Consider the following 20432-nt stretch of genomic DNA (forward strand, 5'->3'; position numbering starts at 1 on the left):
CAGTAACTCTCAAAAGATGGCAGACGTCAATATGCCGAAAGGCCCGTGGCGGCTGCCACGGGCCTTTCGGTGAGGAACGAGAGGTCAGGGGTGGGGGGTGGGGTGTGGGGTGCGGGTTACGCGTACGCGCTATGCGTGCTGGTAGGCGACCAGGGAGATGCCTACGTAGTGGACGACGAACGCCGCCAGCGTGAGGGAGTGGAAGACCTCATGGAACCCGAACCAGTGCGGTGACGGGTTCGGCCGCTTCATTCCGTAGATCACGCCGCCCGCGCTGTAGAGCAGCCCGCCGATGATCACGAGGACGAGCACCGCGATGCCGCCCTCCCGCATGAAGTCGGGCAGGAAGAAGACCGCCGCCCAGCCCATCGCTATGTAGCACGGGGTGTAGAGCCAGCGTGGGGCGCCGACCCAGAACACCCGGAACGCGATCCCCGCAACCGCAGCCGCCCACACGGCCCACAACAGCACTCGCCCGGTGGAGTCCGGAAGGAGCAGCAGCGTCAGCGGGGTATAGGTACCGGCGATGATCAGAAAAATGTTCGCGTGGTCGAGCCGGCGGAGGACGGCTGTCGCGCGCGGGCCCCAGTCGCCCCGGTGGTACAGCGCGCTCACACCGAAGAGTGCGCAGGCGGTGAGCACATAGATGCCGCAGGCAATGCGGCCTCGTGTCGAATCGGCGAGCGCCGTGAGAACGACGCCCGCGATGAGCACGGCGGGGAACATCCCCGCATGCAGCCACCCCCGCAGCCTCGGCTTCACCGGCGGTGGATCTGTCTCGGTCGCGTCGGATGCGGCTGCTGTCATGGCGGCATGCTACCTACGCCTCCGTAGGTCGCGGGCATGAGTGTTAATGCTCACGTGAGGGGCCCTCTGGACATATGCGCAGAGTCCACCGATGATCAGATGAGTGCGGTCGGCACCGGATGAGCGCCAGAGAGACAGATGCAGTGAAGCATCCGGGTCGCAGCCCCCACGGGGCAACAACCTTCATACCCCTCACTTAGGAGCGATCGTGGCGCGCGACATCGCGGCTCCCAGCACCGTCCCCACCAATCACCAGGAACTGATCGCCTGGGTCGACGAGATCGCAGCTCTGACGCAGCCGGACAAGGTCGTCTGGTGCGATGGTTCCGAGGCCGAGTACGAGCGCCTGTGTGAGGAGCTCGTCGCCAAGGGAACGTTCAAGAAGCTGGACCCGATCAAGCGCCCGAACTCGTACTACGCCGCCTCCGACCCGACCGATGTCGCCCGGGTCGAGGACCGCACCTTCATCTGCTCCGAGAAGGAGGAGGACGCGGGCCCGACCAACCACTGGAAGGCCCCGGCCGAGATGAAGGCCATCTTCGCCGGTGAGAAGGGCATATTCCGCGGCTCGATGCGCGGCCGGACGATGTACGTCGTCCCGTTCTGCATGGGCCCGCTGGGCTCGGACCTCTCCGCGATCGGCGTCGAGATCACCGACTCCGCGTACGTCGCCGTCTCCATGCGCACCATGACCCGTATGGGCCGGCCCGTCCTCGAGGAGCTCGGCTCCGACGGCTTCTTCGTGAAGGCCGTCCACACACTGGGCGCGCCCCTCGCCGAGGGCGAGCAGGACGTGCCGTGGCCGTGCAACTCCACGAAGTACATCTCGCACTTCCCGGAGACCCGCGAGATCTGGTCGTACGGCTCCGGCTACGGCGGCAACGCGCTGCTCGGCAAGAAGTGCTACGCCCTGCGCATCGCCTCCGTCATGGCACGCGACGAGGGCTGGCTCGCCGAGCACATGCTCATCCTCAAGCTGACCCCGCCGCAGGGTGCGCCGAAGTACGTCGCCGCCGCGTTCCCCTCCGCCTGTGGCAAGACCAACCTCGCCATGCTGGAGCCCACGATCTCCGGCTGGACCGTGGAGACCATCGGCGACGACATCGCGTGGATGCGCTTCGGCGAGGACGGCCGGCTGTACGCGATCAACCCGGAGGCGGGCTTCTTCGGTGTCGCGCCCGGCACCGGCGAGCACACCAACGCCAACGCGATGAAGACCCTGTGGGGCAACGCGGTCTTCACCAACGTCGCGCTGACCGACGACAACGACGTGTGGTGGGAGGGCATGACGGAGGAGACCCCGGCCCACCTCACCGACTGGAAGGGCAACGACTGGACCCCGGAGTCGGAGACCCCGGCGGCCCACCCGAACGCCCGCTTCACCGTCCCGGCCGCCCAGTGCCCGATCGCCGCGCCGGAGTGGGAGGACCCGAAGGGCGTGCCGATCTCGGCGATCCTCTTCGGCGGCCGCCGCGCCACCGCCGTCCCGCTGGTGACCGAGTCCTTCGACTGGCAGCACGGCGTCTTCCTCGGTGCGAACGTCGCCTCCGAGAAGACCGCCGCCGCCGAGGGCAAGGTCGGCGAGCTGCGCCGCGACCCGTTCGCGATGCTTCCGTTCTGCGGCTACAACATGGGCGACTACATGGCCCACTGGATCAAGGTCGGTCAGACGGCCGACCCGGCCAAGCTGCCGAAGATCTACTACGTGAACTGGTTCCGCAAGAACGACGCGGGCAAGTTCGTCTGGCCGGGCTTCGGCGAGAACAGCCGCGTCCTGAAGTGGATCGTGGAGCGCCTGTCGGGCAAGGCCGAGGGCGTCGAGACCCCGATCGGCATCCTGCCGACGCGCGACGCGCTCGACACGGACGGCCTCGAACTGGCCGACGAGGACCTCGACTTCCTGCTCAAGGTCGACACGGACGTCTGGCGCGAGGAGGCCGCGCTGGTCCCCGAGCACCTCAACACCTTCGGTGACCACACCCCGAAGGAGCTGTGGGACGAGTACCGCGCGCTGGTGGCCCGCCTGGGCTGAGCCCGCATCCGGCTCGTGGCCGGGGCCCGCACCGTACAACGGCGTACGGAGCGGGCCCCGGCCCTTTTCTCCGTACATCTGTGGGCCGCAGCGGCGTGAGGCCTTGCGGCACACATGCGTGTGCCGTGCCCGGGACGGTGCCCGGGCACGGCACACTACTGTTCCGTCAGGTTTCGGACTGGTTGTCGCCGGGCGATGTCCGGCTCATCAGTCCTTCCGGTTCAGGGCGGAGCTCCTCAGCGCCCCGGTGAGCGCCTTCTCGCTGTGGAAGTTGCTCAGCGCGACCTCCGCCGGTTCCGTGAGCTCGACCCACGGCTCGTCCCAGACGAAGGTCTGCCCCTCGACGTCACCGTGCGTCTCCCACACCTCGCCGTCGATGGTCAGCACCTTGGCGTAGGCCGAGTTGCCCTGGGAGGTGATGGACGCAGCACACGGGTTGTCGGGGAAGCCGGGGTTCGGGTCCCCATCGCTGATGTTCTGCCAGACGTACGGTCCGATCGCCTCGAACTCGATGCCGTCGCCGTCCTCATCCATGTCCGGGACGCCGTTGCCGTTCGAGTCCACGGCCATCTCGTGGAGCCGCTGGCCGACGAAGTACTGCCCGCCGGTGAGCACCACGCTGAACTCTTCGGCGCCGTTGGGAGCGTAGCTGTCGATGTCGGAGCACGGTCCCGTGTCACCGGTGGCTCCGGTGTCGCCGGTCGGTCCGGTGTCGCCGGTGGGGCCGGTGTCGCCGGTCGGTCCGGTGTCCCCGGTGGGGCCGGTGTCGCCGGTGGGCCCGGTGTCGCCGGTGGCACCCGTGGCACCCGTCGCGCCGGTCGCGCCGGTCTTGCCCTTGTTCTTGTTCTTGTCCTTGCACCTGTCGCCGTTCAGGAAGGCGTACGGGCCCTCCTCGTCGTAGCACTGGTCGGCCAGTACCGACGAGGTTCCCATGACGTCCGACGAACGAGGGCTGGGCGCAGTCGCCAGTGCGGGGCTGCTGAGGCCCAGCGTGATGAGCGCCACCGACGTCAGCGCGCCTCCGACGAGCCATCTGCGTCCCTGCGGCAGCGGGCCGAGTCCGGGGACAGTCCTGTTTTCAGGACTCATGAAGTGACCTGCTTTCTTGAGTGGAGCTGATCGTGCGTGAGGTGGGTACTCACAGGTCGTCCTCCGAAACGTGGCTGTCGTGCCTGCGTTGCCCATGGGACCGCCCGGGGCCTGACGGGGTAGCCGGGACGTCCCGCTTCGCCGACTTTCGTCCGAAAGCGCCTGCGGTGTGCCGTTGGCCATGATTCGTTCGTGACTTCGGCGTTTGTCAGCAGGCGCGCCGAACGATCAGCGCATCGGGCGCGTGCGGGACGTCCGAAGGGGCTAGGCATCGGCGTGCCGGACCGGTTCCGCGCCGGCCGGCCCCTAGCGTCGCGCGCACAGCTACGCGGGGAGCGGTGATGACGTGAAGCAGCCGTCCATTTGCCTTTGCATGATCGTGAAGAACGAGTCCGGCGTCATCGAACGCTGCCTCGCATCGGTCCGTGACCTCATCACCACCTGGGTGATCTCCGATACGGGGTCCACGGACGGGACGCAGGAACTGATCCGCAAGGCACTCGAGGGCATCCCCGGCGAGCTCCACGAGGAGCCCTGGGTCAACTTCGGTCACAACCGGAGCCTGAACATCAGTCACGCGCGCGGCAAGGCCGACTATCTCCTCCTGGTCGACGCCGACCTGGAGATCCGGCAGGACGGTCCCCTCCCGCCGCTCACCGCCGCCTCCTACATGCTGCGGCACGAAGGCAACCTGGAGTACCGCATCAAGAGGCTGGTCAGGGGTGACCTCGCCTGGCGCTACGAAGGTGTCACGCACGAGTACCTCACCACCGACGAACCGGCCGATCAGGCGAACCTCGACGCCCTGGTCATCGTGGACCACGCCGACGGAGGATCGCGTCACGACAAGTTCGAGCGCGACGCACGCCTGCTGAGCGCCGAACTCGAACGGGACCCCGACAACCCCCGCACCGTCTTCTACCTGGCCCAGACCATGCGTGACATGGGCCGCGCGGAAGAGGCCATCGCCTTCTACGAGCGCCGCGCGAAGATGGGCGGCTGGCCCGAAGAGGTCTACTACGCACAGCTCCAGGCCGGAATCCTCAAGGCCGACAACGGTGACTGGCCGGGCGGCATGGATGCGCTCGTGCAGGCCTGGGAGGGCCGGCCCCATCGCCTGGAAGCCTGCTACGAGTTGGCCTCGCGGCTGCGTGTCATGGGCCGTTACCGGGCCGCGCACGCCTTCGTCTGCGCCGGACTCAACCGGCCCGCTCCGAACGATCTGCTGTTCGTCAGCCCCTGGGTGTACCGCTGGGGGCTGTTGTTCGAGTTCTCGATCATCGCGTACTGGGTGGGGGACTGGCCGGGCTCCTACCAGGCGTGTGATCGGCTCCTGGCCATGCCCGATCTCCCCGAGGCCCGTCGCGAGCAGACGCTTGCCAACCGCGAGTACGCCGCCAAGCGTCTCTCCGCGGTCCTCAGCCCGCCCTCGGCGGCATCGGCCGGGCGCAAGCGGGCGAAGCCTTCGATGGCGAAGTCCAAGCGATAGGGCCGAGCGCGACATCCTGAAGGCCGAGGGGAACCACGCCAGTTGCCGCGGCTGCGGCCCGCCCCCGCCACGTACCGCCTGTGGGTCCGCCGGCGGTGCGGTTCCTCGATGGTGGCACCCGGTCCGCGCGCCTCCGCGGCCCGCGGACCGGGGCCGTCAGGGGGTGCCGACGAGCTGCGCGTCGCGCAGAGCGGCGGTGTGTGCGTCCATGCGCTCGGCCGAGAGGATCGCCGCGGCGGTGTCGGCGCGCGAGGCGGCGACGACCAGGGCGCGTCCGGCGAGGGCGAGGGCGCGGTGGTGGAGGGCGGCCGGGTCCGCGCCGCTCAGTCCGGCGTGGCGCGCGGGCGGGGCGCCACGCAGCCGGGCGACCTGCTCGGCGATGCGGTCGGCCTCGGCGTCGAGCCCGAGCTCGTCGGTGACGGCGAGGAGTGCGGCGAGGTGGCCGGCGAGCTGTATGTCCAGCTCCTCCTCGCGGGTGCGGTGAGGGAAGTCGGTCTCGCCGGCCATCGAGTGCACCGACTTCGAGCGGATCGGCTCGTACATGGGATGGCCTCCTGCAGTAGCTCTGCGGCCATCCTAGCTTAGATTCCGTCTAAAGTTGAGTGGAGTCCGAAGATCCTGAAGACAGGAAGATCCTGGGGATGCCGGGATCGCCCGGGTCACGGCTGGCCGTATCCGTCCAGGAAGTTCCCGATCCGCGTCACCGCGTCCGCCAGGTCCTTCGCGTTCGGCAGCGTGACGATCCGGAAGTGGTCCGGCTCGTGCCAGTTGAAGCCGGTCCCGTGCACGACCATGATCTTCTCGGCCCGCAGCAGGTCCAGCACCATCTGGCGGTCGTCCTTGATCTTGTAGACGTTCGGGTCGAGCCGCGGGAAGAGATACAGCGCCCCCTTCGGCTTCACGCATGTCACGCCCGGGATCTGGGTCAGCAGGTCGTACGCCGCATCCCGCTGCTCCAGCAGCCGCCCGCCCGGCAGCACCAGATCCTCGATCGACTGCCGCCCCTGGAGCGCGGCGGCCACGGCGTGCTGCGCCGGCATGTTCGCGCACAGGCGCATGTTCGCCAGGATCGTCAGGCCCTCGATGTACGAGGCCGCGTGCGCCTTCGGGCCGCAGACCGCGAGCCAGCCGCTGCGGTAGCCCGCCACCCGGTAGTTCTTGGACATCCCGTTGAAGGTCAGCACCAGCAGATCGGGCGCGACCGCGGCGGTCGGGGTGTGCGTGGCCCCGTCGTAGAGGATCTTGTCGTAGATCTCGTCGGAGCAGACGACCAGCTGGTGGCGGCGGGCGATCTCCGTCAGCCCGCGCAGCATCTCGTCGTCGTAGACCGCACCCGTCGGATTGTTCGGGTTGATGATCACGATCGCCTTCGTCCGATCGGTGATCTTCCGCTCGATGTCCGCGAGGTCCGGCATCCAGTCGGCCTGCTCGTCGCACCGGTAGTGGACGGCGGTCCCGCCCGCGAGCGAGACGGAGGCGGTCCACAGCGGATAGTCCGGCGCCGGTACGAGCACCTCGTCACCGTCGTCGAGCAGCGCCTGCATCGACATCTGGATCAGCTCGGAGACGCCGTTGCCGAGGTAGATGTCCTCGACCGACAGGGGGATGCCCTTGGTCTCGTAGTGGCTCATGATCGCGCGCCGCGCGCTGAGCAGGCCCTTCGCGTCCCCGTACCCGTGCGCGTCGCCGACGTTCCGAAGGATGTCCTCGAGGATCGCCGGCGGGCACTCGAACCCGAAGGCGGCGGGGTTTCCGGTGTTCAGCTTGAGGATGCGGTGACCTGCTGCCTCCAGCCGCATCGCCTCCTCGAGCACCGGGCCCCGGATCTCGTAACAGACGTTGGCGAGCTTGGTCGACTGGATCACCTGCATGACGCGAGCTTACGGGGGCGCCGGGCGAGACGCTCAGTGTTTTGTGCCACGTCGGGGGCTTCGGGGCTTGGGCCGGTTGGCCGCACTGTGGTGGCACGGTGGCCGACCGTGACCGTGGATGAAGGGGAGTGCAACTCTCGTTCGCGCCGCGGCGCACCGCCGCGGCCTGCCGGAAAGAGGTAGTCGATGGTGGGCAATCCGTTCTCTGACCGGGCGATACCGCCCGGTGCGCGGTCCCGGTGGCGGCGGGTCGTGATCGCGCTGATTGTGCCGCTGCTTGCGTTGACGGCGACCTCCGCGCACGCCCAGGGCGTGTGGCTGACCGTCAAGCCGCTGGGGGTCGCCAGGGAAGCCCTGGCGGTGGCGAAGACTGCCTGCCCGGACGACCGGAAGGTCACCTGTGTGTACGCCATCGGGGGAGAAGGCGCTGCCGCGGCCGGTAGCGCGGAGGCCTTCAACCCGCGCGTCAACGCGTGGGCAAACCTTCCTGCCCTGCCGACACCGCGCAGCCACCTGGCCGCGACGACGGCACGCTGCCCCAAGGGGGTGAAGAACGGCTGCGTGTACGCCATCGGCGGGCGCACGGAACCGCCTGGCGAAGACCCCAGCGACAAGGTGGAGGTGTTCAGCCCCTTCACGAACACCTGGAAGACCGTGAGCGACCTGCCGACCGCCCGTGAATCCCTGGCGGCGGCCACAGCGCCGTGCCCCAGGGGTGTCAAGGGGTTGCGAGGGAGCTGCGTGTACGCCATCGGCGGCGACACCGACAGCGGCGACCCGGACCAGGCGCCGTCGAGCAAGGTCGAGGCGTACAGCCCGGCCACGGACACGTGGGCGACACTCCCCGACCTGCTGACCGCTCGCGCGGGTCTGGCGGCAACCGGGGCTGCCTGTCCGCCCGGGCTCGGCTCGAAGGGCACGTGCGTGTACGCCATTGGCGGCGACACCGGCAACGGTACGACGCCGTCACCGTCGGACGCGGTCGAGGTGTACAACCCCGCCACCAACCTCTGGTCGAGGCTGGCCTCGCTGCCGACGGCGCGCAGCTTCCTGGGCGTGGCGGCGGCACCTTGTCCCCAGGGGACCAGGAACGGTTGCGTGTACGCCATCGGCGGGGACGAAGCCCCCAATGATGGTGTGAGCGACAAGGTGGAGGCGTACAGCATCGTCGGCAACACCTGGGAGACCCTGCCCCCTCTGCCGACTCCCCGCTCGGAACTCGGCGCCGCGAGGGCGTCGTGTCCCAAGTCGCCGAAGAGCAGGTGTGTGTATGCCGTCGGCGGGGAGAACGGTGACGGGACCACGGTGGAGGCCTTCGCGATCGAGCGTCGTCGCCACTGAACCACCCGCCCCGGCCGCCCGGCCACGGAAACGGGGGCACTGCACCGGCCAAGCCCCCGTTTCCGTCGCCCGGCGTGGCGGCCACAGCCCTCAGCCGAAATAGCGCAGGTGTTCGGTTTTCTGGTTACCCTTGATGTATGGCAGCAGTCCATCTGCAGGGGTCGCTCTTCGACCAGACCGACGAGATCCGCCTCGGTCCGCTGACGGACGTCCGCAGGACCGTGCTCGGCGACGGGGCCTGGCTCGACGTTCTGCCGGGCTGGCTCACCGGCGCGGACGCGCTGTTCGAGGAGCTGGCCGACGGCGTCCCGTGGCGCGCCGAGCGCCGGCAGATGTACGAACACGAGGTCGACGTGCCCCGCCTGCTCGCGTACTACCGCGAAGGGGACCCGCTCCCGCACCCCGTCCTCGCCGAGGCCCGCGACGCCCTCTCCGCCCACTACGCCGACGAACTGGGCGAACCCTTCGCGACGGCCGGGCTCTGCTACTACCGCGACGGCCACGACAGTGTCGCCTGGCACGGCGACCGCATCGGGCGAGGCGCCCGGGAGGACACGATGGTCGCCATCCTCTCCGTCGGCGCCCCGCGCGACCTGGTGCTACGGCCCCGGAACGGCCGCCGCGACCCCGTCCGCAAGGCTCTCGGCCACGGCGATCTCGTCGTCATGGGCGGCTCCTGCCAGCGCACCTGGGAGCACGCCGTACCGAAGACCGCGCGGCCGGTCGGACCCCGCATCAGCATCCAGTACCGCCCACGCGGCGTGAACTAGCCGGTTAGCTGGTGCCGTGACCGGGGACGTTCGAGGCAGCGCGACTCAAACCGGTTCGGGCTGCGGTTCGCGTCGCGGTTCCGGAAGCTGCACCGACACGGCCTTCCGTTCCCACAGCTTCGTGGTCCGTACGTAGCCGTAGACCACCGAGGTCATCGCCAGAATGAGCAACGGCCCGAACACCCACGGATGTTCGGCCATCTCCGTCGACAGATAGCGATACGACGCCAGGAGTGCAACGAAGACCGCGGTGCCGTAGGCGACCAGCTGGATTCCCGGCCGGTCCCAGCCGCGGTCGAGCGAGCGCAGCGCCGTCTCGATCGTGAGCGTGAACACCACACCGGCGATGATGTCCGCGCCGTAGTGGAAGCCGAAGCCCAACGTTGCGCCGAGCGTGGCGATCAGCCAGAACGCGCCTGCGAATCGCAGAGCCCGCGGGCCCTTGCGGGAATGAATGAAGAGCGCGGTAGCCCACGCCGTGTGCAGGCTGGGCATGCAATTCCGCGGGGTGATCCCGTCGAAGGGCATCGGCTGCGGGGTACTGACCGGCGGCGGTGTGTCCGGCCACAAGTTGGCCACTGCCCAATGCCCCCCGTCGGCACCGTAGGCGAAGACCGGTCCGACCACTGGGAAGAACATGTAGATGCCCGGCCCGAGCAGGCCGATGACCAGAAAAGTGCGCACCAGATGATGGCCCGGGAAGCGGCGCTCCACCGCCACGTTGCGCAGCTGGTACAGCGCGACGACGACCGCGGCCACCCCGAGCTGAACGTAGACCCAGTCGAGAACGTGGGCGCCGACCGTGCCGGTGGCCTCGACGATCCGGCCTACCAGCCACGACGGGTTGCCCAATGCTTGATCGGCGGTTGCCACGTACTGGTCGAGCACCGTCGGGCGGGTCTTCGATGTGATCAGCAGCCAGGTGTGGCCGGTCGCGCCGCCGGCCAGCAGCAGCAGGGCCAGTCCGACGCCTTTCAGCAGCAGGACGCGTTCCCGGCCGGTGCGGCGCGTGACGGCGATGACGGCGCAGGCCAAAGTCACCCACAACGCGCCGTTGCCGAACATCATCTCGGCGTCGACAGCCCACCGCACGAGCCAGAAGACGACGTCGATGCCGATCGCGGCGCCGGCCGCGATGAACCGCTGCCGCCAGGTGAGCACCACCATCATCAACGCCATGCCGGCGTACAGCCCCGTCCCCGATCTGGGGGCGAATATCACCTCTCGCGCCTGGGCGGTGATCGGCCCCGGCTCGCCGTACCGGCGCGCGGCGATCTCGAGTGCGATGAGGAACCCGAGACCCACCACACTGACCGCGACCCACAGCATGACGCGTGATTGACGCCGTGCAGCCAACCGAAGGTTGCCGTCTGTTCGCGAAAACCCTCGCGTTACCGTAGGTATCAATTTTCAGCCGGTTTTTCACATTTCAATATGATCGTTGCGAGCTCGAACATGCTAGCGGAGCGGGTGGGTTTCGCCGATCACGGGTACCTCGAATACAGCGGCGGGCAGGCTCGCTTGGTCGTCGGTGACCACACGGCGGCCGTTGGAGCGTGCGGCCGGAGTGACCCGGCCCAGCTCGTCGAGAGGAAACACGTCGGGGCCCGCGATGCTCGGCCGCAGCGCGTCCAATGGTCGGATCGGACGTCGCGGCACCTCCGACCGCCACGACCACCGAGCCGGCGAACCTAATCCGTAGTCAAGGGCGTCCCGATGGAGTCGGAAGCTTCTCGGGATGTCCGAGTAGAGGGCTGCGATGCCTGCGGCGAACCGGGTCTGCTGAGACCTCCGCATAGATCGGCGCGCGGTCCTCGTACTCATGGTGGTGGCAGCTGCGCGGGCGCCTGGTTCCCCGGCTTCGACGCCCAAGGATCGATCGGCGGCGCTGGCGCCCATACACCTGTCGCCGTCCAGTCGGTGTTGGCGCCCGTCGGTGCTGGACGGACGTTTGACGTCCCTCCCGGCGCCGATGCCTCCCGAAAGATCGGCGCCGTCCAGTGCCGCTGGGCGTCAACACCCACCGCAAGATCGTCGGCGCCCCGCGCGACCTGGTGCTACGGCCCCGGAACGGCCGCTGCGACCCTGTCCGCAAGGCTCTCGGCCACGGCGATCTCGTCGTCATGGGCGGCTCCTGCCAGCGCACCTGGGAGCACGCCGTACCGAAGACCGCGCGGCCGGTCGGACCCCGCATCAGCATCCAGTACCGGCCGCGCGGGGTGAACTGAGGCGGCAGGGGAACGTGGGCGAGACATGCGATGGGGCGGTCGCCCACAGGCGACCGCCCCATCGCATGTCTGTCCCTTCGGCGCGCCGCATCTGCCGGAGCCGAAGCCGAGCGAGCTGTCAGACGGGCGTGCCCGGAATGGGCGTGAACCCGGGGGCACACGCCGTCGCGATGTTCGCCGAGGTCACGGGGATTCCGGGCGAGACCGTGCACCGGGCCCGGTGGATCTCCCCATCGCCGGCCAGCAGGGTGATGAAGAGGTGGGCGGGGTCCTCCTCGGTAACGGAGACGGCGAGGTCCTCAGTGCACTCGGGAGCCCCGGGGACAAGCTTGAGGTCGATCCAGTCACCAGGGTTCCGGAAGTCGTTGAGGTAGGCGTTGCCCCGGCGGTCGGTCGTGGCGCGGAACATCGCTTCGAACGAACCGCTTTCCGAAGCGTCCACGACGGTGGAGCTGACGTCGCGCTGCGTGGGCTTGCACCGGTTCCCGTTCCCGTACATGACCTCGATGCTTTCGGACAGCTCTTGCGCGAGTGTGCTGATGTCCGGGCCGGCGTCCGCTGCCGCGGACGGGACCATGACGGCCCCGGCGAGCACGACCCCGGTCACTGCTGAAAGGCCCCTGGCGGCCCAAGCGAGCTTCCTCATACTGAGTTTCCTTTCACGCGTGTGAGGTCCGCCGGTAATGCTGGAGGGAAGGATCTTGTTCACCTTCACCGGCGTACACTCCGCGCGCGGAAACCCGGTGTCCCCTCAGGAAGCTTGTCGAACAGGGAGACGGCCTTTGGCCTTATCCCTGCGCCAATCGGTGACGGCCTCGTTTCGGACTCGAATATCCCGTCGCGAGCAGGGAGTGCGGACACGCCGCTCCGAGCCGTCACTCAGGTGAGCGTCACCGTGCCCTGAACGGTCCACAGGACGCGGCGAGGCGACGATCACGGGCCGAGAGGTCGCAGGCGGCAGCGGGCGGGACCGCTCGCGCGCAGGGTGATGCCCGCTTCGACGGGGACCTCCGTGTCCACGGCCGTCAGCTCGTACTCCCGCAGGATCATCGAGAGCGCGAGGACCGACTCCAGCATCGAGAAGTGCTGACCGATGCAGGCCCGCGGCCCGCCGCCGAACGGGAACCACGCATACCGGGGCCGCGCTTTCTCGGCCGCCGGTGCGAACCGGTCCGGATCGAACCGCTCCGGATCCTCCCAGTACCGCGGATGCCGGTGCGTCACCCACGGCGCCACGATCACGTCCGCGCCGGCCGGAATCGTGTGCCCGCCGATCTCGGCCGCCGCGACCGTCTGCCGCCCGATGACGGGACCGGCCGGATACAGCCGCATGGCCTCCTTCAGCACCCGGGTGAGGTAGGGGAGCGCGTCGAGGTCGTACGCCTCGGGCGTCCGCCCGGCGAGTACGCGGTCGGCCTCCGCACGCGCCCGCTCCTGCTCCTCGGGGTGGCGGGCTAGGAGATGCAGGGCGAACGCGAGCGACGTCGCCGTCGTCTCGTGCCCGGCGAGCAGGAAGATCAGCACCTGGTCGCGGATCTCGGCCGCGTCCAGACTGCCGTCCTCCGCGCTCTGCGCCTGGGCGAGGAGCGTGAGCAGATCGTCACCGGTCGCCGAGTCGCCCTCGCCGTGCCGCTTTTCGATGATCCGGTCGCACACCGCGTACAGCTCGTCGGTCGCGGCGGCGGCCTTGCGGTTGGCTGGTGTGGGCCAGTGGCGGGGCGGATTGACCGGCGAGTACCCGCGGCGCAGCGTGTAGTTCCCGATCACTGGGAAGCAGCGCTCCACCACGGGGACGGCGGCCTCCACGTCCGTGCCGAACAGGATGCGGGCCACCGCGCGTAGCGTGAGCCGGGTCATCTCGTCGACGACATCGACCGTGGCGCCGGGCGCGGTGCGCCATCCGGCGAGCAGCGTGGCGGTCTCGTCCGTGACGGCCTTGGCATATCCGTCGACCCGGCGGCGGGTGAAGAGCGGCTGCACGAGCCGCCGCTGCCGGAGGTAGTCCTCGTCCTGGCTGGTCAGCAGCCCGTTGCCGAAGGACTCCCGGACCTCCTGGTAGAAGGCGTTGTCCTTGCGGAAGTTGGCCGAATCGGTCGCCAGCACCTGCTGCGCACCCTCCGCGGAGAACACCGCGTACAGCTCCGCGCGCAGCCCGGGCGGGCCCGCGGTGAAGCGGACGACGTCCCCGTGCTCCCGCTGTGCGTTGAGATACGTACCGAGCGAGTCCCGCTTGAGATCGAACATCGACCTGAGCAGCGGCAGGCCGGAAGGCCCGGGAATCTCCGTACCGGTTGCTGTCATGACTCCCCCTGAGTCGGTGACGGATGGAGATCGGTCAGAGCCGATTGTGCCGGGTGGGGCATCCTCGGACGGCGCAATCAGGCCTGTTCGGGGTCTCCGGCACCGGTACCAGGCGTCGGACGGCCGCTGGAGCGCTCCCCGGAGCGCCTGGAGGGCGGCAGGCCGTGACCTGTACGGGTTCGAGATCGAGCCGGAGGTGCGCGAATGGCTGGCAAGCCTCAGTGATCGCGATTTCAAGCGAGTCGACGAGGTCGCAGGGCTGCTTGCCGAACTCGGGCCGGAGCTCGGAGGGCCGTGGTCGGATCATCTCGAAGGCCCGGTCAGGGAGCTTCGTCTGCGGCTGTGGAACATCGCTCCACGGATCACGTACTGGATCACGCCGGCAAGGACGATCGTGCTGCTCACTGTCTTCCGCAAAACCAAGCAGCACGATCAGGCCCGGATCGACCGTGCCGTCCGCGCCCAGAACGGTCGTACATCGGCTTGACGCAGATTCTGCCCGGCGGTCGCTGCCGTGTACCTGCTCGGTCAGATCCGCACGGTAGAAGTCCTGGTGCCGATCCGGTACCTGGGCGGTGGGAGTTCACCCCTGAGCGCCGCCACCCTGCGCTGCACCTCTTCCGGCGCCAGCGGTACGCGGCAGCCGTCGCACACCCCGTCGGGCAGCGCCTCCGGCGTGCCCGGCACCCCGCATTCCGTGCATTCGACGAGCGTGCGGCGCCGCGGTCGTACGGGAGCGGGCGGCGGCATCTTGGCGATCAGCCGACGGCGGGCGAAGGCGCCGGCGGAGTGGACCTGTTCCGGGAGGCCGGACGTGAGGGCGTGCAGCAACTGGTCCGGGGTGGCCCCGTGCGCCAACCACTGCGCGGCGAGCGCTTCGAGCGCGGCGCACTCGGCGGCGGACAGGGTCATGCGGGGGTCGGTCTGCCCGGCGCGGGCGAGCGTGTCGTAGGCCTGCGAGGGCGGCTCGGGGGTTTCGGGGGTCGCCTCTTCGGGTGGTACGTCACCGCGCACGAACCGCGCCCACCAGGCGCTGTCGCGGGCGGTGCGGGTGAAGTACGTACGGAACACCCACTGCGACAGCCCGTCCCCGAGGGACTCGCGCACGCGCCGCAGATGCCCGGCCGCGGCAAGGCCGTTGAGCGCCTTGGTCACGGCCTGCTGGCCGTAGCGCGGCAGTTCGCGGGCGAGTGTCTTGATGTCGATCGCGGCGCCTTCGGGGAGCCGGTCGATGAAGGCGGCGATCTCCGCCTCGCGGGCGGGGAGATGGTCGAAGTGGCCCTTGCGGCGTGGCGCTTGGCCGGGGGCGGTGCGTTTGCCGTAGCCCGGCTTGGCCATGGGGTGTGCGGGCGCGGGCAGGGCAGGGCTATTGTCTTCAGCAGCCACGAGATCGCCTCTTATCGATCTTGAAGGTCAGACCCCGGCGGGTGTTGGTAGCACCCGGTCGGGGTCGTTTGTTGTTGCGAACGCTAGAGGGTCGCGACAGCCCGTGGCAAGCCGGTCACGAAATGTCATCTCTGGTGGTGCGGGAGGCACTTGGGAGGGTGGGTGGGTTGGACCCACCGCCCATTCCTTACACAAGGCGCTCGGCTCCCGGATCCCGGATCTCGGTCACGAAGGCGGTTCTTCAAAGTACTGCTGCCAGCGGATGAGTTGCTCGCCGGTCGGCACGGGCACGGCGTTCCTCCAGGGTGTTCAGGTGGTCGGGTCGGGCCAGAGCACGTCGGTCTCAACCGGCGTGGTGTAGTCGACGCCGGGCACGGCGAAGCCGTACAGGCGCCGTACTTCGTCGTGGAACCAGTCCAGGCCGGCGAGGTCGCCGATGGTGTCGGTGGTGGCCTCCTTCCAGCGCTCGGCCACCGTGGCCTGCACGGAGTCGGCGAGTTCCCAGGTGTCGAGGCGTACGCGGCCCTCGTCGTCGAGGGTGAGCGGGTGGGCGCCGGTGAGCTGGTCCCAGAGCTTGACCAGCTGCCCGATGGGCGGGACCAGTGCCTGGCCGAGGACGCCGCGCAGCAGGCCGATGTAGAGGGCGATGCCGGGGACGGCGGTGGAGGACTGGGTGACGGCGGCGCCGTTGACCGAGGTCACCGCCCGGCCGCTGACCAGCTTGCCGAGCCGTTCGTCGAGGGTGCGGGCGGTGGCTTCCAGGTGGGACTTGGCGGCGCCGATGGTGCCCTGCCGGTAGATCGCGGCGGTGAGCGGCGAGCCGATGTAGGACAGGGCGGCGGTGGTGAAGCCTTCGGCGAGCAGGTCCCGGCCGGCGAGGTGGTCGATCCAGCGTTCCCAGTCCGTCCCGCCCATCACCGCGACGGTCTGGTCGATGTCGTCGCCCTCGGCCGGCGCGGTCTCGATTTCCTTGACCTCGGGGGCGCCCTGGTCGTCGAAGACCAGGGTCTTGGTGCGGTAGGGCCGGCCGATCGGCTTGAGCACGGAGGCGTACGTGGTGCCGGTGTCCGGGTCGGTACGGCGCGGGGCGGCGACGGAATAGACCAGGTAGTCCAGTCGGCCGCCGAACCGCTCGGTGAGGAGGTCGGCGACCTGGTCCTTCATGGCATTGCTGAAGGCGTCGCCATTGAGGAAGACCATGTCCCGGCCGTGGGCGCGGGCGAGTTCGGCGGTGGCGGCGGTCCGGTACCAGCCGGCCGTGGCGGTGCGCCGCTCGGTGGGCGCCTTCTCGAAGCACACCCCGATGCCGCGGATCCCCGCGCGGGCGAGCCCGGCGATCGTCGCGGCGAGTCCGTACCCGGCGGAGGAGCCGATGACGAGCGCCACAGGCCCGTCCCCGTCCGGTACGGACGACGGGGCCGGTACGGCCTGCCACATGTCTTCGACGAGCCGTTCGCAGCCGGCCGGGTGGGAGTCGAGGAAGAGGAATCCGCGGCTGCGGGGGTTGATGACGCGTTCGCTCACGAGGGAGTCCTTGGGTCGGCTCGGACGAGGACGCGGCTGCCACAAGAGGGGCCACCGCATCCTGCAAGTCTGCGACCCTTCGGATACGCGCGGTGACTTCATCCGGCACAGAGATCGCGTGTCGGGTTTGGAGGGTCGCCACCAGTTCGAGCAGAGACAGGCTGTCCACGCCCGGATCCCGCTCCAGCTCGGCAACGGTACGCGCAGGCCCCCGGGGAGTATCGGAACGGAAGTCAGACGTAGCGGGAGTGGCCATGGAACTGGCCCTGGACCGGGCCCGCGAGGTGCGGGGCCTGGGCGCCGGCGTGGTCGACGTCGGTCGGGTCCCGGCCGCGCGGATGACCGGGCTGGCCCGGTACGGGCTGACCTCGAAGGCGCCGACGCTGAAGCGGCTGGAGGTGAGGCGTCCCGGGCGTTGGCGATCGCGATGGTCACGGGCTCGCGTGGAGGTGGTTGCGTTCGCCGTTGTGGTCGAGGATGCACAGGACCTCGGCGGGCCCGCGGTCGGCGCGCAGGGTGTGGGGGGTCATGGTGGAGAAGGAGGCGGCCTGTCCGGCCTCGACGCGAATGACGCGTTCGCCGAGGTAGAGGACGACCGTGCCGGACAGCACGGTGAACCAGTCCCGGCCCGGGTGGACTCCGAGGTCGTCCGGCGCGACGGCGCCCGCCGGGTCGGTGATGCGCATCTTGGCGACGGTCAGGCCTTGGGGGCCGTTGTCGCCGCTGAGGAGCCAGGTGGTCAGGCCCCGGCCCTCGTCGCGGTCGGGACGGATGACGACGTCGGAGTCGTCGGGGGATTCGACGAGCTGGTCGAGGGACTTGCCGAGGGCGCTCGCGATGGCGGTGAGCTGGTCAAGGCTGATGCGGCGGTGCCCGGTCTCGATCCGGCTGAGCTGGGACGGGCTGATGTCGGCGCGTTCGGCGAGGTTGTCCAGTGACCAGCCCCGTGCTTTGCGCAGGGACCGGATCCGCATCCTGACGATGGCGTCGAGAGTCGATTCTTGCTTCACCGGCAAGAGCGTATGACGTGTCGGCAGTGATGGTCATAGCGTCGGCGCATGCGTACCCACCACACCACTCACGGTCATATCGGGCACGAGCGTGCGAGCGGCTTCGACGTCGCGATGGCGGAGCTGCTGGAGCTGGACGCCGAGGTCCTCAAGCCGTACCTCACGGAGCTGACCGACTGGATCGCGAATCTCGCCGACTCCGTCCCGGCGCGGATCATGGACGTGGGCAGTGGTCCCGGCACCGGCAGTCTCACGCTCGCCGACCGGTTCCCCGCCGCGTCGGTGACGGCAGCGGACATCTCGCCCCAGATGCTGCACCGGCTGCGGAAGCAGGCAGCCACGCACGGCGTCGCAGGATGTATCCGCACGCTGGAGGCGAACCTGGACGCGCCATGGCCCCTGTCCGGCAAAGGGGAGCCGTACGACCTGATGTGGGCGGCTGCCTTTCTGCACCACCTGAGCGATCCGGCCCGGACGCTGGCTCAGGCGTACGGGCAGCTGCGGCCGGGCGGTCTGCTCGCGGTCAGCGAGATGGACTTCTTCCCGCGCTTCCTGCCCGAGGACGCCGGCGTCGGCCGCCCTGGGCTGGAGGCACGGCTGCACACCGTGATGAACACCGAGCCGCCACACGAATGGGACCGGACGCTCATGGACGCCGGCTTCACCGTGGACGCGCGCCGCCCCTTCGAGATCCGCCTCACCGCCTCCCAGGCCGGTCCGGCGTTGGGCCGCTACGCGCAGGTCTGTCTGACCAAGCTGCGCTCCCACGCCGACGACGCGCTGGAAGCGGATGACCTGGCCGCCCTCGACGCCCTCTTGGAGGAGACCCACCCGCTCGGCATCGTGCGCCGCGGTGACCTGAGCGTCCGCACGACACGCACCACCTGGATCGCCCGCCGCCCCTAGGGCCTGTCCGGTGGATCTTGCTGGGCTCACGACGGGTGGCCGTTCTGGATGTGGGCCCGCCGGGGGCGGTGCACTGTGTGCGGATCAGCGGGCGATCGAGATCGCGAAGGGCGCGAATCCGCTGGACCGAATCACGTGCGGTACGAACAGTATCGAGGCCTCCGTGGCGCGGGCGGTCTGGATCCCGCCGAGATCAGTGATCCACTCCTTGCGCCAGCCGAGGTTGATGAGCAGTTCACGGACGGTCTGCTTGGCCTGCGGGTCCTCGCCGGAGAGGAAGGCTTCGGGCGCCTGGGTGAGCGTGGCCGGCGCGGTCATCACCGGGAAGAGCATGGTGTTGAGTGTCTTGACGACGCGCGTTTCGGGGAGCGCTTCCTGGAGCTGCTCGGCGAGGCTTGAGCCGGGGTAGATCAGGTCGGCGGGCAGTCCGTCCGGTCCGTCGACGGTGGCGTTGGAGACGTCGACGAGGATCTTGTCGCGCAGTTCCTCGCGCAGGGCGACGAGCCGGTCCAGCGAGCCGGCGCCCGGGGTGGCGTTGATGACGATCTGGGCTGTCCGGGCAGCGTCGGCGGCGGCGCCCGGCGCGCGGTCCGCCACGGTCACCTCATGCCCTGCCCGGATGAGTGCTGTGGCCAGGTTGCCGCCGACGCGGCCGTTTCCGAGAACTGCGATCGTGGTCATGATGATCTGGTCCTTCCGTGCGTGCAGGTTGTGGTGCGCGGTCAGCGTGAGAGCGTGGCGACGGCCTCGGCGTGGACGCCGGGCGCGGCGGCCAGGAAGCTCTCGCTCTGCGGGGTCCAGGGGCGGCCCTCGGCGTCGGAGATCTGTCCCCCGGCCTCGGTGACGAGCAGCGCCCCGGGCAGCAGGTCCGCGCGGGCGCCGGCGAACTGCCAGAAGGCGTCGATCCGGCCGGCGGCCATGTTCAGCAGGTGCAGGGTCGCGGGCACGGCGGTGCGGACGACGAGCGCGTCGAAAAGCATCGCGGTGATCGAGGAGCCGACGCGCTTCACGACCTTCTCGTCCTCGTCCGGCCGGGCCTGGCTGGTGGCCACGATGCTCAGGCCGAGGTCCGCGGTCTGGGAGACGTGCAGCGACCGGCCGTCGAGGTGGGCGCCCGCGCCGGTGAGCGCGGTGTAGGTCTCGCCGGTCAACGGCAGGTGGACCGCGGTGAGCACCGGCTGGTTCTCACGCACGAGGGTGGCGGTCACCGCCCAATCCGGCAGGGCGTGCAGGTGGTTGACGTTGCCTTCGGCCGGATCCACGACCCACCATTCGCCGGGCGGCAGCGCCCCGCCGTCCAGTTCGTCCTCCACCCAGCCGGCGTCGGGGCGCAGGCGCGTGAGGCGGGGGCGCAGGATGTCGAGGGCCGTGTCGTCGTTGGCGGCGAGCGCGCGCATCAGCTCTTCGCGGGTCTGGTAGCGGACCACCTCGCCGAAGCGCTCGCGCAGCGCCGAACCGGCCGCGCGCACGGCGATCGCGGTCTGGCCGAGCAGGTCGGCGTCGGAGGCGGCGACGTCAGTGGTCTGAAGCGTTTCGGACATGGTGGTACTCCCATGTGAGGAGGGGGTGATGAGGCCGGTCGGGCCGAGCTGTGCGTTCCGTCTTGCGCTCTCGTCTCGAAGGTATAGAGGCCTTTGATTAACTTCAAATGCATGTTAAGCACGGCTAGGATTACTCA

At 69.4% G+C, this 20432-nt stretch carries 19 protein-coding genes and 1 pseudogene; 7 read left to right on the plus strand and 13 right to left on the minus strand.

What is annotated here, in order from left to right:
• Window positions 1–129 precede the first annotated feature (129 nt).
• The gene (gene trhA, locus AC0699_RS27880; RefSeq protein ID WP_469769165.1) at window positions 130–807 is read right to left on the minus strand and encodes a PAQR family membrane homeostasis protein TrhA; all 678 of its coding nucleotides are present in this window, start codon (window positions 805–807) and stop codon (window positions 130–132) included.
• Window positions 808–1015: 208 nt separating this feature from the next.
• Here trhA and AC0699_RS27885 point away from each other — a divergent pair, with 208 nt between their 5' ends.
• Window positions 1016–2839 carry a phosphoenolpyruvate carboxykinase (GTP) gene (locus tag AC0699_RS27885; RefSeq protein ID WP_478665434.1) on the plus strand — a complete coding sequence of 608 codons (1824 nt, stop codon included), beginning with the start codon at window positions 1016–1018 and terminating at the stop codon, window positions 2837–2839.
• Window positions 2840–3046: 207 nt separating this feature from the next.
• Here AC0699_RS27885 and AC0699_RS27890 read toward each other — a convergent pair whose 3' ends face one another.
• Window positions 3047–3928 carry a hypothetical protein gene (locus tag AC0699_RS27890; RefSeq protein WP_478665436.1) on the minus strand — a complete coding sequence of 294 codons (882 nt, stop codon included), beginning with the start codon at window positions 3926–3928 and terminating at the stop codon, window positions 3047–3049.
• 373 nt (window positions 3929–4301) lie between these two features.
• On the opposite strand from AC0699_RS27890, the gene AC0699_RS27895 reads away from it, so the two are divergent.
• Window positions 4302–5417, plus strand: coding sequence for a glycosyltransferase (locus tag AC0699_RS27895; protein WP_478665438.1), 1116 nt, complete (start codon window positions 4302–4304; stop codon window positions 5415–5417).
• A 156-nt stretch (window positions 5418–5573) separates the two neighbouring features.
• On the opposite strand, the gene AC0699_RS27900 is transcribed toward AC0699_RS27895, so the two are convergent.
• Both AC0699_RS27900 and AC0699_RS27905 read right to left on the minus strand, forming a co-directional pair.
• Entirely contained in the window at window positions 5574–5960 is a 387-nt protein-coding gene (locus AC0699_RS27900; protein ID WP_478665440.1) for an SCO4983 family protein, read from the minus strand.
• A gap of 116 nt (window positions 5961–6076) precedes the next feature.
• Entirely contained in the window at window positions 6077–7288 is a 1212-nt protein-coding gene (locus tag AC0699_RS27905; RefSeq protein ID WP_478665442.1) for a pyridoxal phosphate-dependent aminotransferase, read from the minus strand.
• A 252-nt stretch (window positions 7289–7540) separates the two neighbouring features.
• Here AC0699_RS27905 and AC0699_RS27910 point away from each other — a divergent pair, with 252 nt between their 5' ends.
• Window positions 7541–8629, plus strand: coding sequence for a Kelch repeat-containing protein (locus tag AC0699_RS27910; protein WP_478665443.1), 1089 nt, complete (start codon window positions 7541–7543; stop codon window positions 8627–8629).
• 137 nt (window positions 8630–8766) lie between these two features.
• Complete coding sequence (locus tag AC0699_RS27915) at window positions 8767–9399, plus strand: alpha-ketoglutarate-dependent dioxygenase AlkB (protein WP_478665446.1); 633 nt, start codon at window positions 8767–8769, stop codon at window positions 9397–9399.
• A 45-nt stretch (window positions 9400–9444) separates the two neighbouring features.
• Here the strand turns inward: AC0699_RS27915 and AC0699_RS27920 are convergent, their stop codons facing one another.
• Window positions 9445–10728 carry a phosphatase PAP2 family protein gene (locus AC0699_RS27920; protein ID WP_478665450.1) on the minus strand — a complete coding sequence of 428 codons (1284 nt, stop codon included), beginning with the start codon at window positions 10726–10728 and terminating at the stop codon, window positions 9445–9447.
• A gap of 129 nt (window positions 10729–10857) precedes the next feature.
• Window positions 10858–11034 carry a hypothetical protein gene (locus tag AC0699_RS27925; protein ID WP_478665644.1) on the minus strand — a complete coding sequence of 59 codons (177 nt, stop codon included), beginning with the start codon at window positions 11032–11034 and terminating at the stop codon, window positions 10858–10860.
• Between the two features lie 398 nt (window positions 11035–11432).
• Here AC0699_RS27925 and AC0699_RS27930 point away from each other — a divergent pair.
• A pseudogene (locus tag AC0699_RS27930) lies at window positions 11433–11627 on the plus strand (alpha-ketoglutarate-dependent dioxygenase AlkB); the annotation flags it as partial.
• A 118-nt stretch (window positions 11628–11745) separates the two neighbouring features.
• Here the strand turns inward: AC0699_RS27930 and AC0699_RS27935 are convergent.
• Together AC0699_RS27935 and AC0699_RS27940 are read right to left on the minus strand one after the other, a co-directional pair.
• Entirely contained in the window at window positions 11746–12342 is a 597-nt protein-coding gene (locus tag AC0699_RS27935; RefSeq protein ID WP_478665452.1) for a hypothetical protein, read from the minus strand.
• 218 nt (window positions 12343–12560) lie between these two features.
• Window positions 12561–13928, minus strand: coding sequence for a cytochrome P450 (locus AC0699_RS27940; protein WP_478665454.1), 1368 nt, complete (start codon window positions 13926–13928; stop codon window positions 12561–12563).
• Window positions 13929–14124: 196 nt separating this feature from the next.
• Between AC0699_RS27940 and AC0699_RS27945 the strand changes: the two genes are divergently transcribed.
• Complete coding sequence (locus AC0699_RS27945; protein WP_478665457.1) at window positions 14125–14415, plus strand: type II toxin-antitoxin system RelE/ParE family toxin; 291 nt, start codon at window positions 14125–14127, stop codon at window positions 14413–14415.
• 41 nt (window positions 14416–14456) lie between these two features.
• Here the strand turns inward: AC0699_RS27945 and AC0699_RS27950 are convergent, their stop codons facing one another.
• The 3 genes from AC0699_RS27950 to AC0699_RS27960 form a co-directional block, all read right to left on the minus strand.
• Complete coding sequence (locus AC0699_RS27950; RefSeq protein ID WP_478665460.1) at window positions 14457–15314, minus strand: hypothetical protein; 858 nt, start codon at window positions 15312–15314, stop codon at window positions 14457–14459.
• Between the two features lie 309 nt (window positions 15315–15623).
• Entirely contained in the window at window positions 15624–16838 is a 1215-nt protein-coding gene (gene fabV, locus AC0699_RS27955) for an enoyl-[acyl-carrier-protein] reductase FabV (protein ID WP_478665462.1), read from the minus strand.
• A 431-nt stretch (window positions 16839–17269) separates the two neighbouring features.
• Complete coding sequence (locus AC0699_RS27960; RefSeq protein ID WP_478665633.1) at window positions 17270–17812, minus strand: helix-turn-helix domain-containing protein; 543 nt, start codon at window positions 17810–17812, stop codon at window positions 17270–17272.
• A gap of 84 nt (window positions 17813–17896) precedes the next feature.
• Between AC0699_RS27960 and AC0699_RS27965 the strand changes: the two genes are divergently transcribed.
• Entirely contained in the window at window positions 17897–18754 is an 858-nt protein-coding gene (locus AC0699_RS27965) for a class I SAM-dependent methyltransferase (protein WP_478665464.1), read from the plus strand.
• A gap of 84 nt (window positions 18755–18838) precedes the next feature.
• Here AC0699_RS27965 and AC0699_RS27970 read toward each other — a convergent pair whose 3' ends face one another.
• Window positions 18839–19435: an NADPH-dependent F420 reductase gene (locus tag AC0699_RS27970; protein ID WP_478665466.1), complete on the minus strand. Its 597-nt coding sequence runs from the start codon at window positions 19433–19435 to the stop codon at window positions 18839–18841.
• Between the two features lie 41 nt (window positions 19436–19476).
• Window positions 19477–20295 carry a 3'(2'),5'-bisphosphate nucleotidase CysQ gene (locus AC0699_RS27975; protein ID WP_478665469.1) on the minus strand — a complete coding sequence of 273 codons (819 nt, stop codon included), beginning with the start codon at window positions 20293–20295 and terminating at the stop codon, window positions 19477–19479.
• Window positions 20296–20432: the final 137 nt, after the last annotated feature.

It is taken from the genome of Streptomyces sp. NPDC043870, from assembly GCF_056435785.1.